This is a genomic window from Roseixanthobacter liquoris (assembly GCF_043195135.2).
Taxonomy (GTDB): domain Bacteria; phylum Pseudomonadota; class Alphaproteobacteria; order Rhizobiales; family Xanthobacteraceae; genus NCEH01.
The window spans coordinates 2,172,874-2,187,990 of sequence record NZ_CM195537.1; the positions used below are offsets into that span (position 1 = coordinate 2,172,874).

The 15,117-nt window shown below is 67.6% G+C and carries 12 protein-coding genes; 4 read left to right on the top strand and 8 right to left on the bottom strand.

Annotated elements, in window-relative coordinates:
- Positions 1-12: 12 nt before the first annotated feature.
- Both V5F84_RS09580 and pepN read right to left on the bottom strand, forming a co-directional pair.
- A complete protein-coding gene (locus tag V5F84_RS09580) occupies positions 13-321 on the bottom strand; it encodes a hypothetical protein (RefSeq protein ID WP_394045913.1) in 309 nt (102 codons plus the stop codon).
- 129 nt (positions 322-450) lie between these two features.
- Positions 451-3,084: an aminopeptidase N gene (gene pepN / locus V5F84_RS09585; RefSeq protein ID WP_394045915.1), complete on the bottom strand. Its 2,634-nt coding sequence runs from the start codon at positions 3,082-3,084 to the stop codon at positions 451-453.
- A gap of 246 nt (positions 3,085-3,330) precedes the next feature.
- Here pepN and V5F84_RS09590 point away from each other — a divergent pair, with 246 nt between their 5' ends.
- Positions 3,331-4,536, top strand: coding sequence for an acyltransferase family protein (locus tag V5F84_RS09590; RefSeq protein ID WP_394045917.1), 1,206 nt, complete (start codon positions 3,331-3,333; stop codon positions 4,534-4,536).
- A gap of 68 nt (positions 4,537-4,604) precedes the next feature.
- Here the strand turns inward: V5F84_RS09590 and V5F84_RS09595 are convergent, their stop codons facing one another.
- From V5F84_RS09595 to V5F84_RS09605, 3 genes are all read right to left on the bottom strand, one after another.
- Positions 4,605-5,579, bottom strand: coding sequence for a malate dehydrogenase (locus tag V5F84_RS09595; protein WP_394045919.1), 975 nt, complete (start codon positions 5,577-5,579; stop codon positions 4,605-4,607).
- A gap of 105 nt (positions 5,580-5,684) precedes the next feature.
- Complete coding sequence (gene hisG / locus V5F84_RS09600; RefSeq protein ID WP_394045921.1) at positions 5,685-6,665, bottom strand: ATP phosphoribosyltransferase; 981 nt, start codon at positions 6,663-6,665, stop codon at positions 5,685-5,687.
- A complete protein-coding gene (locus tag V5F84_RS09605; protein WP_394045923.1) occupies positions 6,662-7,858 on the bottom strand; it encodes an ATP phosphoribosyltransferase regulatory subunit in 1,197 nt (398 codons plus the stop codon). The genes hisG and V5F84_RS09605 overlap by 4 nt, the downstream gene beginning before the upstream one ends.
- A gap of 288 nt (positions 7,859-8,146) precedes the next feature.
- On the opposite strand from V5F84_RS09605, the gene V5F84_RS09610 reads away from it, so the two are divergent.
- Positions 8,147-8,353, top strand: a complete 207-nt coding sequence (locus V5F84_RS09610; RefSeq protein ID WP_509277205.1) for an exodeoxyribonuclease VII small subunit — start codon at positions 8,147-8,149, stop codon at positions 8,351-8,353.
- Between the two features lie 113 nt (positions 8,354-8,466).
- On the opposite strand, the gene V5F84_RS09615 is transcribed toward V5F84_RS09610, so the two are convergent.
- The gene (locus V5F84_RS09615) at positions 8,467-9,057 is read right to left on the bottom strand and encodes a protein-S-isoprenylcysteine O-methyltransferase (RefSeq protein ID WP_394045927.1); all 591 of its coding nucleotides are present in this window, start codon (positions 9,055-9,057) and stop codon (positions 8,467-8,469) included.
- Entirely contained in the window at positions 9,054-10,439 is a 1,386-nt protein-coding gene (locus tag V5F84_RS09620) for an alpha/beta hydrolase family protein (RefSeq protein ID WP_394045929.1), read from the bottom strand. Before V5F84_RS09620 ends, V5F84_RS09615 begins: the two co-directional genes overlap by 4 nt.
- Before the next feature lie 159 nt (positions 10,440-10,598).
- Here V5F84_RS09620 and V5F84_RS09625 point away from each other — a divergent pair, with 159 nt between their 5' ends.
- Entirely contained in the window at positions 10,599-11,507 is a 909-nt protein-coding gene (locus tag V5F84_RS09625) for a glycosyltransferase family 2 protein (RefSeq protein ID WP_394045931.1), read from the top strand.
- A gap of 469 nt (positions 11,508-11,976) precedes the next feature.
- On the top strand, positions 11,977-13,896 hold the full coding sequence (dxs, locus tag V5F84_RS09630) for a 1-deoxy-D-xylulose-5-phosphate synthase (RefSeq protein ID WP_394045933.1): 1,920 nt from the start codon (positions 11,977-11,979) through the stop codon (positions 13,894-13,896).
- A gap of 42 nt (positions 13,897-13,938) precedes the next feature.
- Here the strand turns inward: dxs and V5F84_RS09635 are convergent, their stop codons facing one another.
- Positions 13,939-15,090 carry a type I restriction endonuclease gene (locus tag V5F84_RS09635; RefSeq protein WP_394045935.1) on the bottom strand — a complete coding sequence of 384 codons (1,152 nt, stop codon included), beginning with the start codon at positions 15,088-15,090 and terminating at the stop codon, positions 13,939-13,941.
- Positions 15,091-15,117: the final 27 nt, after the last annotated feature.

Genomic DNA, 15,117 nt, shown 5'->3' on the forward strand with positions numbered 1-15,117 from the left:
CCTATATGGGTGTCACTCGGCCGCGCCGCCAATGCCACGGTTGCCGATATGCAGCTGGGCGCGGTCGGCCTCGCTCATGGTCGTCGGCCGCGCATTCTGGGCCGGGAAGATGGCGTTCAGGGGATGGCTGGCGGTCGGGGTCGCCGCATAGCCGAGGGGCGCGACCGCGAAGGGATCGGTGGCCGGGGCTTCGCGGGCGGATTCGGCCGCGACCGCATAGGCCTCCTTGTTCAGGGCGGTGACGTATTCGTCGGCGCTGGCGGCGCCGGAAACGGTCAGGGCGGTGCCGATGGCAAGGGCGGCGAGGGTGAGATTGCGCATGGAAAGTCTCCTGCATGTGAAAGCCGGCGGGGCCGGCGTGTCGATACGGGAAACCTAGTCCTTGGCCAGGGACGGGATAATAAGCCAATTGCGCAGCTTATTATCCCGTTTTTGTCGATAATTTCTGCGTTATCCGAGCGAACGCATCGCAATATCGGCCACATCTTCGGACAGCCCGGGCGTTTCGGCAACCCGTCGCAGCGCGCGTTCCGCATGGGCGGCGCGGCCCGCCTCCAATTGCCGCCAGGTCTTGAAGGCGGAGAGCATGCGGGAGGCCACCTGCGGGTTGGTGCCATCCAGGCCCAGCACCACCTCCACCAGGAAATCGTAGCCCGCTCCGTCGGCGCGATTGAACTGGGTGGCATTGCCGGTGGCGAAGGCGCCGATGAGCGCCCGCACCCGGTTCGGATTGGTCATGGAGAAGAAGGGCATCAGCGACAGGCGCTTCACCCGCTCCAGGGTCCCGGTCTCGGGAATCATGGCCTGGAGGCTCAGCCATTTGTCGATCACCAGCGGGTCGTTCTCGAACCGGCGGAAGAAGGCGTCCAGCGCCTGCGCCCGCTCGGGCGTGTCGTGCTGGGACAGAACCGAGAGGGCGGCGAAGCGGTCGGTCATGTTGTCCGCCGCCTCGAATTGCGCCATGGCGCGGGCCAGCGCCTCGGGCGTGCCGGCCACGGTGAGATAGTCGAGGCTGAGATTGCGCAGCGCGCGGCGGCCGGCGGAAGCCGCGTCCGGGGCATAGGGGCGGGGCGTGCCCAGGGCCGCGTACGCCTCGGCGAACAAATCGCCCAGCCCCTCGGCGAACGCCTTGCGCAGGGCCTTGCGGGCGGCGAAGACGGCGTCAGGGTCGACGTCGCGCGCCAGTTCCCGCGCGACTTCACCTTCCCCTGGCAAGGCCAGGGCCTGGGCCTTGAAGGCGGGGTCCAGGGCGGGATCGGAAAGCAGCAGGCGGGCGGCCTCAACCAGTGCCTTGGGATCCGGCAGGACGCCGGTGCGCGCGCCATCCTTCAGCAGGGCGAAAGCGAGGGCCTGGATGGCGTCGAAGCGGTTGAACGGATCGCTGTCGTGGGCCGCGAGGAACACCAGGTCCTCGCTCGTGAGATTGGACGACAGATTGACCGGCGCCGAGAAGCCGCGATTGAGCGAGGCCACCGGGCGCGTGCCGATGCCGGTGAAGACGAAGCTCTGCCGCGGCGCCGTGACTTCCAGCACGCCGTCCAGCACCGCCGTGCCGTCCTCCAGAACCAGCGGCATGTCGCTGCCATTGGGGCCGACGAGCCCGAGCGCGAGGGGAATGACCAGCGGCTTCTTCTCGCTCTGGCCCGGCGTCGGCGGGGTGGATTGGGCGACGTCCAGGCGGAACGTGCCGGCGGCCGCGTCATAGGCGCCGGTGACGTCGAGCCGGGGCGTGCCGGCCTGCGCGTACCAGAGCGCGAAAGCATCGAGGTCGCGGCCCGTGGCGTCCGCGAAGCATTTCAGGAAATCCTCGATGGTGGCCGCGTGCCCGTCGTGGCGGGTGAAATAGAGATCCATGCCGGCGCGGAATCCCTCTTCGCCCAGCAGGGTCTTCAGCATCCGCACCACTTCGGCGCCCTTCTCATAGACGGTCGCCGTGTAGAAATTATTGATCTCGCGATAGACCTGCGGCCGCACCGGATGGGACAGCGGCCCGGCATCCTCGGTGAATTGCTGGGCTTTCAGCAGGCGCACGTCGGCGATGCGCTTCACCGGGCGCGAGCGCTGGTCGGAGGAGAATTCCTGGTCGCGGAAGACGGTCAGGCCCTCCTTCAGGCACAGCTGGAACCAGTCGCGGCAGGTGATGCGGTTGCCGCTCCAATTGTGGAAATATTCGTGGGCGATGATCGCCTCGATATTGGCATAGTCCGCATCGGTCGCGGTCTCGGGCGTGGCGAGCACGTATTTGTCGTTGAAGACGTTGAGGCCCTTGTTCTCCATGGCGCCCATGTTGAAATCCGACACGGCGACGATGTTGAACACGTCGAGATCGTATTCGCGGCCGAACGCCTGCTCGTCCCAGCGCATGGCGCGCTTCAGCGCGTCCATGGCATAGGCGGCGCGATCCGCCTTTCCGGGCTCCACATAGATGCCCAGCTCCACCGGGCGGCCGGAGGCGGTGACGAAATGGCTCGGCACCTTGTCCAGCTTGCCGCCCACGAGCGCGAACAGATAGCTCGGCTTGGGCCACGGGTCGTGCCAGACCGCATAATGGCGGTTGGTGCCGGCGATCGGCCCGCTCTTCTCCAGATTGCCGTTGCCGAGCAGGATCGGCGCCTCGTCCTTATCCGCCTCGATGCGGGTGGTGTAGACGGCGAGCACGTCCGAGCGGTCGGGGAAATAGGTGATGCGGCGGAAGCCCTCGGGCTCGCACTGGGTGCAATAATTCGCGCTGGTGCGGAACAGGCCCATGAGCTGGGTGTTCGCCGTGGGGTCCACCAGGGTTTCGATTTCCAGCATCAGGCGGTCCGCCGGCGGGGCGGGAATCACCAGCGCCTGGGGCGTCGCCTCATAGGCGCCCCCGGCCAGAGGCGTGCCGTTGATGGCCACGCGCACCAGCGTCAGGCCGTCGCCGTCCAGCGCGATGGGAGCGCCGGCGATGCCGGCGGGATTGCGGCGCAGGGCGAGGCGGGAGACCACGCGGGTCGCGGTGGGATGCAGGGAAATATCGAGATCGACGGTATCCACCAGCCATTCGGGCGGGCGGTAATCGGCCAGGCGCACGGGTTGGGGCTCGGCTTCACGCATCGATCACTCCGGGACAAGCAACGGTCTGTGCGCCTGCGGCGCGCGGGGAAGACTAGGCCGTCGCAATGGGCGGGGGAAGGGGCGCGCGCGCTTGGGGCGAAACCGGGGAGGTTCCCCCTTTTCGCAACGGCCAAGGTAGAAATATTCAACAAAGCCGTGCCATGAAGTATCCGCATTTCGGACAAGGCTTCTCCTCATGGGAACCTTCGGCGCGCCTCCGGCTTTTCAGCACCGGAGGTATGTTTCATGGTTCGCTTCAAAGCTCTGGATGCTTGGCGTGGGATCTGCGCGCTATTGGTGGTGCTTTTCCACTTCTGCTTTGTGTTCCATTCACCCCTCATGGGGGCGCCGATCATCACGAACGCATTTTTGTTCGTGGACTTTTTCTTCGTCCTCAGCGGCTTCGTGGTGTGCCACGCCTATCGCGACCGGCTGGGGGATGCGCCGTCCTGGCGCGCCTTCGTGGTGCGGCGGTTCGGCCGCCTGTGGCCGCTGCATGCCGCCATGCTCGCGCTGTTCGTCGGCTTCATCGCCCTGGTGAACCTGCTGCCGCACCCCGAGCGCTTCGCCTTCACCCTTGGGCCGAGCGAATATTCCGCCATCGCCATTCCCATCCACCTGCTGCTGCTGAATGCGGTGGACCTGCACGGCATGGCCTGGAATGCGCCGAGCTGGAGCATCGGTGCGGAATTCTACACCTACCTTCTGTTCGGCGCGGTGTGCGTGCTGGCGCTGCCCCGTCTCAGCCTCGCCGCCGCCGGGCTGGTGCTGGCGAGCCTTGCCCTGCTCGCCGCCGTCTCTCCCACCTACATGAATTCGACCGCCGATTTCGGCCTCATCCGCTGCGTGGCCGGCTTCTTCACCGGCGTCGCCGCCTATCGCCTCCATGAGATGTGGGGCGATCGGCGCCTGCCGCTTGCCACCGCGTGGGAGGTCGGCGTGGTCCTGCTGGTGGGGGCTTTCGTGATCCGCTCCAGCCATGGGCCGGATGCGGTGCGGGCGCTCAGCCTCGCCGCGCCGCTGGCGTTCGCGGCGGCGGTGCTGGTGTTCGCGCGCGAACAGGGCGTGATCTCGCGCCTGTTGCAGGCGCCCCCGTTCGCCGCGCTCGGGCGCTGGTCCTATTCCATCTACATGAGCCACCAACTGGTGCTGATGGCGGCGGCTTTCCTGGCCTGGAGCCTGGCGGGCGCGGCCGGTGTCGCGCTGGAGCGGGAGGTGGTGGTCGCGGGGCACGCGAAGACGCTCTACGACCTCGGCGGCGTGTGGCAGAGCCATGCGGCGCTGGCGGGCGTGCTCGTGGTGGTGCTGGCGCTCTCGGCGCTCACCTATTCCCGCATCGAGGAGCCGGCGCGGCTCGCCTTCAACGCCCTGGCCAAGCGCATGGAGCGCGGGGACGCCGTGCGCAGGGTGTTCGACCAGGCGCGCGCCCGGCGGATCGCCGACACGGCGTGAGCGGACATCAACTCATTCAATCTGGCGCGGCCGGCGGGAGCTTCCCGCCGGCCGCGCCATTTTTGCGTTCAGGACTTCAGCGCGTCCAGCTCTTCCACCAGTTCGGCGACGGTGCGATCGATCATGGAGCGGGCGAAATCGTCGATCGGCAGGCCGGTGACGCGCTCATAGCTGCCGTTGGCGCAGATCGCCGGGACGCCCGCATAGAGGCCCTCGGGAATGCCATAGCTGCCGTCCGAGGGCACGCCCATGGAAACCCAGTCGCCGTTCGAGCCCTGGAACCAGTCGTGCATGTGGTCGATGGCGGCGTTCGCGGCGGACGCGGCCGAGGAGGCGCCGCGCGCTTCGATGATCGCCGTGCCGCGCTTGGCCACCGTGGGGATGAACGTGTCGCGATACCAGGCTTCGTCGTTGATCAGCTCGGGCAGGGCCTTGCCGCCGGAGGTGGCGAAGCGCCAGTCGGCGAACATGGTGGGCGAATGATTGCCCCATACGGCCATCTTCCGGATGCTGGCCACCTCGATGCCGGCCTTGGCGGCGAGCTGGGAGAGCGCGCGGTTATGATCCAGGCGGAGCATCGCGTTGATGTTCTCGCGCGGGAAGTCCGGCGCGTTCTGGGCGAGGATCGCCGCATTGGTGTTGGCGGGATTGCCGACCACCAGCACGCGGGCGTCGCGGCTCGCCGCTTCGTTCAGGGCGCGGCCCTGCACCTTGAAGATCTCGCCATTGGCGAGCAGAAGGTCGCGCCGCTCCATGCCCTTGGTGCGGGGTCGCGAGCCCACCAGGATGGCGGCATCCACGTCGCGGAAGGCGACCTTGGGATCGTCGGTGATGGTGACGCCGGCGAGCAGCGGGAACGCGCAGTCTTCCAGTTCCATCACCACGCCGCCCACGGCCGCCTGGGCCTGCGGCAGGTCGAGCAGCTGAAGCACCACCGGCTGGTCGGCGCCGAACACGTCACCGTGTGCCAGACGAAACAGCAGGGAATAGCAAATCTGGCCGGCGGCGCCGGTCACTGCGATACGCTTGGCGGGACGTGTCATGAGGCTGAGCTCCAAAACGGGATCGGACGCGGATGTGTCCGGCTCCGGCTTATAAGACGGCTTTCATGACGTTTCAGCAGGCAATTGTTCTAAAGCGCGCGGCCCTCAGCTGGAGGCGAGGCGCGCTTCCAGCGCCTCGAACAGCGGATTGTCGGAGGCGAACACATATTCCAGCGCCCCCACCGTCACCATGCTGGCGCCCTCGGCGCGCAGGAAGGTGGCGAGGCCGTGCAGCGTGTCCGGCGGGCAGTGCAGGGTGAGCATGCCCGAGGAGGTCGGCCCGCCGAACGGCGCCACGCAGCGGAACCGTTCCACCGCCTGCGCCACCAGGTCGGCATCGCACGAGCTGAAGCGGGTGCGCACCTCGCGCATGGTGCGGGCGCGCTTTTCCGCCGCCATGCGATCGAAGATGGCGCGGGCGACGGCGCGCGTTCCCGCCGTCCAGGGGGCGGTGAGGGAGGCCACGAGATTAGCTTCCGAGCGCAGCATCACGCCGTCGTCCACCACCTTCAGCGCATTGGCGGACAAGGTGGCGCCGGTGGTGGTGATGTCGACGATCAATTCGGCGCTGCCGGCCGCCGGCGTGCCCTCGGTCGCGCCCGCGCTCTCGACGATGCGATAATCGACGATGCCGTGCCGCGCGAAGAAGGCGCGGGTGAGGTTCACATATTTGGTCGCGACGCGGATGCGCCGGCCGGTGCGGCTGTGGAAATGGCTCGCCACATCGTCCAGGTCGTCCATGGTGCGCACGTCGATCCAGGCCTGCGGCACCGCGACCACCACATTGGCATGGCCGAAGCCGAGCTTCTCCAGCAGCGCGACGCGGGTGTCGGCGTGGGAGATGTTCTCGCGCACCAGATCCTCGCCCGTGACGCCCACATGGGCGGTGCCGGAGGCGAGCGCGGCGGCGATCTCGGAGGCCGAGAGATAGGCCACCTCCACATGCTCCACCCCGCCGATGGCGCCGCGATAGTCGCGGGCGCCGCGCGCCTGGAGCAGCGGCATGCCGGCGCGGGCGAAGAACGCCTGCACGTTTTCCTGGAGCCGGCCCTTGGAGGGAACGGCGAGAATCAAGGTGTCGCTCATCGTCCCGCCTCCCCATCGGCCGGGCGCGCCGCGGCCTTGTCCATCGCGGCGTCATCCAGCTGCGCGAGGCGCTCGACCCAGGCGGCGAGGCCCACGGCGGGCACCACCGCGCCGCCGCCGAGCCGCTCCAGCAGGCGATCGTAGCGCCCGCCCGCCACCAGCGGCCCGTCCACGCGCCCGTGCGGATCGTGCAGCTCGAACACCATGCCGCTGTAATAATCGAGCGGCCGGCCGAAGGCGGCCGAGAACTGGATATCCGAAAGGGCGATGCCGTGGGCGCTGATGAAGCCGGCGCGGCGGTCGAACGCATCGAGCGCGGCGTCGAGCGCGATGCCGGCGTCCTTCGCCAGGGCCCGCAGGCGCGCCGAGGCATCGTCCGGATTGCCGGTGATGTTCAGATAGCGTCCGAGGATCACCGCCGTTTCCGACGACAGGCCGTTGCCGGCGTCGAGCGAGGCCTGTTCCAGGAACCGCTCGGCGATCTCCGAGACGCTGCGGCCGCCCACCGTGGTGATGCCGGCGATGGAGAGCAGGTCGGTGATCAGGGCGCGCGCGCCTTCCGGATCGGAGCCGGTGAGCGCGTTCAGCACGCCGGCATGGCTCGCGCCATTGCTCGCGCGCTCGGCATTGAGGCGGGTGAGGTCGGCGTCCAGGCTGCTCTGGCCGAAATCCTTCAGCAGCCGCCGCCGCCACGCCGGGGGCAGGGGCAGGGCGTCCAGCAAGGCCGCGAACAGGGCGACGTCGCCCAGCTGGATCGCCGGCGCGGGCATGTTGTAGATGGCGCAGGTCTCCAGCCCGAGGGCGAGAATCTCCGCGTCCGCGGCCTCAAGGTCGGTGCGGCCGAAGGATTCGACGCCGGCATGGCGGAACTCGCCGCAGCTTTCGCCGCGAAAGCGGAACACCGGGCCGAGATAGCTCACGAAGGTCGGCAGCGGCGCGCCGGACTGGAGCACCTGCCGCGCCACCGGGATCGTCAGATCCGGCCGCAGGCAGAGTTCCTGCCCCTCCATGTCCGTGGTGAGATAGAGCTGGCGGCGGATGGATTCGCCCGAAAGGTCCAGGAACACGTCCGCCGGCTGGAGAATGGGCGTGTCGATGCGCACGAAGCCGGCGGCCTCGTAGCGTGCGAGAAGGGCATCGTCCAGGGCGCGGCCTTTGCGCTCGGGAAATCGGCTGTGCGCCTGGGAGGGCATGGAATTCGTCCGCCGGGTCCGGATGGGGGCTGAAGTGTTCGCGCGGCTTCTAGCAAAGGCGAAGCCCTCAGGCCACCCCGGCCTGCCCGAAGGGTGCTTAAGCCTCGCGCCCGGCTCGGCTATGGTGCGCGCAACGAAGCCGGGAATCGGCGGGCCCGTCCGCAGGCCCGCCCGCCGCACGCGAAAGGAAAGCCCATGGCCGACGCTCCCAAGACCGACGCCCTGAAAGCCCCCCCGCAGGCCAAAGGCGCCGGCGCCGGCCCGGCGGTCGCGACCCTCTCCTTCGAAATGGCCCTGGCGGAGCTGGAAGGCATCGTGCAGCGCCTGGAGCGCGGCGACGTGCCCCTGGAGGAGAGCATCGCCATCTATGAGCGCGGCGAACTGCTGAAAGCCCGCTGCGACGCCCTGCTGAAGGAGGCCGAGGCGCGGGTCGAGACCATCACCCGCGATGCCGACGGCCGGCCGAGCGGCACGGCGCCCCTCGATGCGGGCTGAACTGTCCCGGTGCGGGACAGGGCGCGCGGAGCGGGCGAACGGGCGGCGAACAGAACGGGCGCGAATCGCGCGCCGCGCCGGGTGCGGGCTTTGTTCCTTTCGGCGATGCCAGCTCAGTAGAGGCCGGGAATGATGCGCTTGGTGCGCGCGCAATAGGCGTCATATTGCGCGCCGAAGGTCTCGCGCATCATCGCCTCCTCCTGCCCGACGCGGAAGAAGAACAGGATGCCGAAGCCGACGAGGCCGGAAAATCCGGCCAGCAGGTTCGGCAGCAGCAGCGCCTGCGCCACCGCCCACAGGAAGAAGGCGGAATACATGGGGTGGCGCACCTGCGCATAGACCCCCGAGGTCACCAATTGGTGCGCGTCCTTGATCTCCAGCGTCACCGACCAGTTGCGGCCGAGATCGCGATGGGTGCGCCAGAACAGCCAGAGCGAGACCGCGAACACGGCGATGCCGGCGGCCACCTGAAGCGGGGCGGGGGCATAGCCGAGCCCATGGGGAAAGCCGGTGGCCGCATAGATCGCCGGAATGATGCCGAGCCCGAGCGTGGAGATGGACAGCAGCACCATTTCCCGCGTCGTGCGATGGCGCCGGTCGGCGACCCTGGCCTTGCGTGCCTTGCGCTCGAACGGGATGCGGATGACGTACCAGGCGATGACGCCGAGCGCCCAGGCCAGTTTCGCGATGGCGAGCGTGCTCATGGGCGCTTCCTGTTCCTGCTGTTGGGGTTGGGCCGGACGCGGCGGCCGGATCCGGGACGCGCCTTGGCGGGTGCGGGCGTCTTCGCGGCCGGCTTTTCAGGCTTTGCTGTCTTTGCCGTCTTGGCCGGGGCCTCGCCGCCCACGGCGGTGGACATGCGGTCGGCGAGGGGAATGAGCGCCCCGTCCTGCGCAAAGATCGCCAGCGGCCCGTCGATCTGGCGCACCAGCTCGTCGAAGGTCACGGGCGCGCAGACGAAGGCATAGAAATCGTACGTCGCCCTGCGGTCGTTCGCGAGGAAGAACTGGCAGTGCAGCCGCATCACGTCGAAGCGGAAGCGGGCATAGGTCTTCGGCGTCAGCAGGCCGCGAATGGTGATCTGCCGCACGAACGGCCGGCGCCGCCCGTCCGCATTGCCGGCATGGCCGAGCGTGACCGGATTGACCTTGTAGAAGCTGACGATGTCGTCGCGCGCCTGGAATTCCGCCCAGCCCACCGCCGGGGCGGCATGCACCTTGTGGGCGGCCGCCCGCAGGCGGGTGCCGGCGGGATGCAAAGCGAATTTCGCCGTGGTGGAGCCGAGGGTCAGCAGGCGGATCGGGATCCGCGTGCCGAATTTCGGATCGCGCGCCAGCACCTGCGCCATCAGGCTCACCACATGCATGGCGCCGAGGCTGTGGCCCGCGATGACGATTTCGTCCACGCCGCCCTGCCGCGCCACCTCGCGCACCCGCGCCGCAAAGGCGACGATCCGCGCGTCGATGTCGGGATGCCGGCCGCGCGCGTAATCCACCGAGAATTCCGCAAGGTCCAGCGATTGCTTGAGCCGCAGCCGCTTGCCCAGCGTCGCCATGAGGCCGAAGAACACCCCGCCGGCCGCCAGCGCGCCGAGGAGAAGCGCCGGGATGGGGCCGAGCGGCGCAGCGGAAACATAAGCCGCGCCAGAGCCGGCGGCGAGCGCTGCGGCCGTGATGGCGAGCAGCACCACATAGGTGAGCACGAAGAAGATGCCGTAGCGGTGGCTGAGGCGGAAATAGCGCACCACCGTTCCGCTGGCGATCATGTCGGCCAGCGCCCGTGTCGTGCCGAGGATGTGCGACCAGCGGCTGCGCGCCATGTCGGCGCGCACGAATTCGTCCCAGGCGAGCAGCTCGAACCGGGTCTGCGTGGACCAGCCGGCGCCGCGCGCCTGGGCATTCCACACGGCGCCGGTCGCGGTGGGCGCGATCGCCTGATCGCAGCCGGTCTCGACGTTCCACACCTTGGCGAATCGCGCGATCTCGCGGGTGAAGACCTTGTGATGGCCTTCCGCGCTCATGGGATCGAAGCCCGCCACGAAGAAGAAATGGCGGCGGAGCGTCTGGTCTGGTTCGTGCGGGGCCATGGTCGTTGGCCTTCTACCGGAGCCCGGCGCGCGATGAAAGGCCCCGCGCCCGCACGGGCCGGCGACGGCGTGTTGTGGGGCCGCGTGTTGTCAGCGGTGCGTTGTGGCGTGGCGCGGCGGGATGCTACCACGATGCGGCAAGCGCCGCGTGGAGAAGCCATGACCCCGAACGAGACTGAGGCCGCGGACACCGGGGCTGCGGACGCGCCTGCGGTCAGCGTCATCCTGGTGTCCTACAACAGCGGGGCGGTGATCGGCCGCGCCATCGCCTCCGTGCCCGCGGGGTGCGAGGTGATCGTGGTGGACAATGCGAGCCCGCAGGGCACCCCCTTCATGGCCGATCTGGCGCGTCCCGCCCGGCTGATCGCTCTGCCGCGCAACCTCGGCTTCGGCACCGCCTGCAACACCGGGGCACGGGCCGCGCGCGGGGACTATGTGTTCTTCCTCAATCCCGATGCGGCCCTGGCGCCGGACGCGCTGGATCGCCTGGTGGCGGCCGAGCGCGCCTATGGCCCGGCGATCATCATGCCTTCCATCCTCGGCGACACCGGTCGGCCCATGCGCAAGGAAGGCTCGATCCTCGAACCGGTGCCGCGCGCGGCCCGGCTGAAGGCGGAGGAGATCGCCGGCGATTATTGCACGCGCTTCGTGCACGGCGCCGCCTTCCTCATGAAGCGCCAGGAGTTTCTGGACCTCGGCGGGTTCGACGAGCAGATTTTCCTCTATCACGAGGACGACGACCTCGCCTTGCGGGCGCTCGCGCGCGACCTGCCGATCGTCGTGGTCCCGGGCGCGCAGGTGTCCCACAGCGGCGGAAAATCCAGCACCGGCTCCTGGGGCGCCACCTTCGCCATCAACCGCTACAAGAAGCGCTCGGAACTCTATGTCCGCCGCAAGTACGGGCGCCGGCCCCATCTGGCGAAGGACGCGCTGCGCCTCGCCGGCGGGTGCCTGCTGGCGCTGGCGACCCTGGACATGCACCGCTTCATGATCCGCGCCGGCAAGCTCGCCGGCCTGCTCGACGGGCCGGGGGTGCCCACCGGGCCGGGGCGGGAAGGGCGGTCTTAGGCGCGCTGGATCTCGTCCGGTATCCGTGAGCCGTCTCGCACCCGCGCCCTGGCCGGGCGCGTCCGGCCAACCGCGCCGCGCGGGCCGGGCGGGCCTTGAAAAAGCAGGCGCCGGCGGCTCCGCGTGGATGCACGGGACGAGCCCGTGCATGACCATGTTCCGCCCTGCAGGCCGCGCCGGACCTGGAACAGGGACGCGCCTTGGGAAGAGCCGCCATGCGCATCTATGGTTAACGGGTCTGGCCGTGTGCGTTGCACATGCCCATCTGTGTGTGTAAGGCTTTTTCTCCCGGCGCGCCGGGTGCGATCCCCGGCTCAGCCGCACGGGTCGGCGCGAGGACCGGCGGGACCGCCGGATTTGGGCCGGCGACGCCGGAAGACGACCAGGGCCGGCGACGCCGGCGGATGAACAGGGCCGGCGGTGCCGGCAGATATCAGGGCCGGCGGTGCCGGCATGTGCGGAGTGTTCCGTGACCGCTTCCAAGACCCCGCTTCTCGATACGGTGCGCAGCCCCGCTGATGTGCGACGCCTGCCCGACGATAAGCTGCCCCAGCTCGCCGACGAACTGCGGCTCGAAACCATCGACGCCGTCTCCGTCACCGGCGGGCACCTCGGCGCGGGTCTCGGCGTGGTGGAATTGTCGGTGGCGCTGCATCACGTTTTCGATACCCCGCACGACCGCCTGATCTGGGACGTGGGGCACCAGTGCTATCCCCACAAGATCCTCACCGAGCGGCGCGACCGCATCCGCACGCTGCGCCAGGGCGGAGGCCTCTCCGGCTTCACCCAGCGCGCCGAGAGCGTGTACGACCCGTTCGGCGCCGCCCATTCCTCCACCTCCATTTCCGCCGGCCTCGGCATGGCGGTGGCGCGCGACCTCTCGGGCGAGGAGCGCAACATCGTCTGCGTCATCGGCGACGGCGCCATGTCGGCGGGCATGGCCTATGAGGCCATGAACAATGCCGGCGCCATGGACAGCCGGCTGATCGTCATCCTCAACGACAACGACATGTCCATCGCCCCGCCCACGGGCGCCATGTCGGCCTATCTGGCGCGGCTCATTTCCGGGCGGACCTATCTCTCGCTCCGCGAGATCGGCAAGCAGCTCGCCGGCCACATGCCGAAATTCGTCGAGCGCGGCGCCCAGCGGGCGGAGGAGTTCGCGCGCGGCTTCTGGACCGGCGGCACGCTGTTCGAGGAGATGGGCTTCTATTACGTGGGGCCCATCGACGGCCATAATTTCGAGCACCTGCTGCCCGTGCTGCGCAATGTGCGCGACGCCAAGACCGGGCCGATCCTGGTTCATGTGGTGACGCAGAAGGGCAAGGGCTACGCCCCCGCCGAGGCCTCCGCCGACAAGTATCATGGCGTCGTGAAGTTCGACGTGGTGACGGGCGCGCAGGTCAAGGCCAAGTCCAATGCGCCGACCTATACCCGCGTGTTCGCCGAGAGCCTGATCAACGAGGCGCGGCACGACGACAAGGTGGTGGCCATCACCGCCGCCATGCCGAGCGGTACCGGGCTCGATCTGTTCGGCCAGGCGTTCCCGAGCCGCACCTTCGACGTCGCGATCGCCGAGCAGCATGCGGTGACGTTTGCGGCCGGGCTCGCGGCGGAGGGCTACAAGCCGTTCTGCGCGCTCTATTCCACCTTCCTCCAGCGCGCCTATGACCAGGTGGTGCACGATGTGGCGCTCCAGGGCCTTCCGGTGCGCTTCGCCATCGACCGGGCCGGCCTCGTGGGTGCGGACGGGGCGACCCATGCCGGCGCCTACGATGTCGCCTTTCTCGGCTGCCTGCCGGGCTTCACCATCATGGCCCCGTCCGACGAGGCCGAACTGACCCATATGATCGCAACCGCGGTCGCGTTCGACGAGGGGCCGAGCGCCATCCGCTTCCCGCGCGGGGAAGGCGTGGGCGTGGAGCGGCCGGAGCGGGGCGAGGTGCTGCCCATCGGGCGCGGCCGGATGCTGCGCGAGGGCACGGACGTGGCGCTGGTCGGCCTCGGCACGCGGGTCGCGGCTTGCCTTGCTGCGGCGGAGCGGCTGGCGGACCTCGGCATTTCCGCGAGCGTCGCCGACGCGCGCTTCGCCAAGCCCATCGACCAGGACCTGATCGGCCGCCTGGCGCGCGCCCATGAGGCGCTGATCACGGTGGAGGAGGGCTCCATCGGCGGTTTCGGCAGCCAGGTGATGCAATTCCTGAGCGAGGCCGGGGTGCTGGATCGCGGCCTGAAGCTGCGCGCCATGGTGCTGCCCGACATCTATATCGACCAGGAGACGCCCGCCCGCCAGATCGCCCAGGCCGGTCTCGACGCCGACGGCATCGTCGCGAAGGTGCTGTCGGTGCTGCCCAAAGGCGACCGCATCGGCCTGACCCGGCGCGCCTGAGGCGGGGTCTGGCGATCCGAACCAACAGGGTCTGCGGGCGGCTCACCTCGGGATTTGAGCGACTCTCTGCTTGAAGGCGGTGAGCAGATGGGAGTCCAATTCCGACAGGTCTGTCACCAAAACTTCTTCTTGGGCGCCAGAATCTGTAGGAAATACGAACTTCATGCGCAGGTCGCGAGCGCCGGCTTTTGGCTCGTAAAAATCAAACATTCGGCCAACGCGGCTTTTCTTGTAGAAGACAGCGAAGTTTCCTTGAAAGTCCTGATAAGATACATGCTCGATTTCTTTAAAAAGCTTCTCGTCGTTAACTAGAAATGCGAGGCGGTGTTTCACCCATCCGAAAATTTTTAACTCAATTTCGGTGGTCGTAATTTTATCTTCCATCGGTACTGCGGGTTGAGGCGGCGGGTTGGCCTGTATTTCGCTGGGGCGCGAGCCGCCCTCCATCTGCGGAAGATCCAGTCTTTGCAGAATGCGCCGACTGATGAAGTCTCGGAATGCGGCCTTCACCGTCGGCCTATATTCTTCGATGGTCCGTTGCGATACGCGGGGAAAACCGGCGCTGCTCAAAAGATCGCGAATGAATTGTTCGGACGGCTCTTCGGCAAGTGTCGTAATCTGGACAAGAACAGAGTTGTAAACATGTTTTCTTTTTGCTTCCGCGCCAATATTTTCTGGATCGAACGCCGCTTTTCCTAGAGCGAAAAGGCCTTCAAGTATGGAATCGTCCACTTGGCCTTTGGCAATCTCTTTCATATCAAATCGAAGGAACGCATTTTCATCCATCATGTTAGGTGAATCGGAATCGGCATAGAATTCCCAAGTCAATCCATCGGTTAATATTCCCATCTTAACCGTCGGGGCCGCGTTGAAATAGCTGCGCAATTGGCCGCGATCATCGCGCATCGTCTGCGCACCGGCTTGTTTGCACTCGACCGCAATGATGGGATGGCCGTTGCGGAAGATTGCGTAATCTACTTTATTTTTATATTTTTCGGAAAAATCGCAATGGTGTTCAGGGAATACTTCGTTCGGATCAAGGTGATCGTAACCGAGAAAGCCGATCAGCGGCAGGACGAGGAACATTTTCGTCGCTTCTTCATTCTGGCAGCGGGGGGCGTTCACGATCGCCCGCCGCGCCAGCTCAACCAGCTTTTCTCTGAAGTCCGACGGAACCGTTACCTTGATATCCATGGTGCCCTCCCCGTTTTTGTCGCGCTA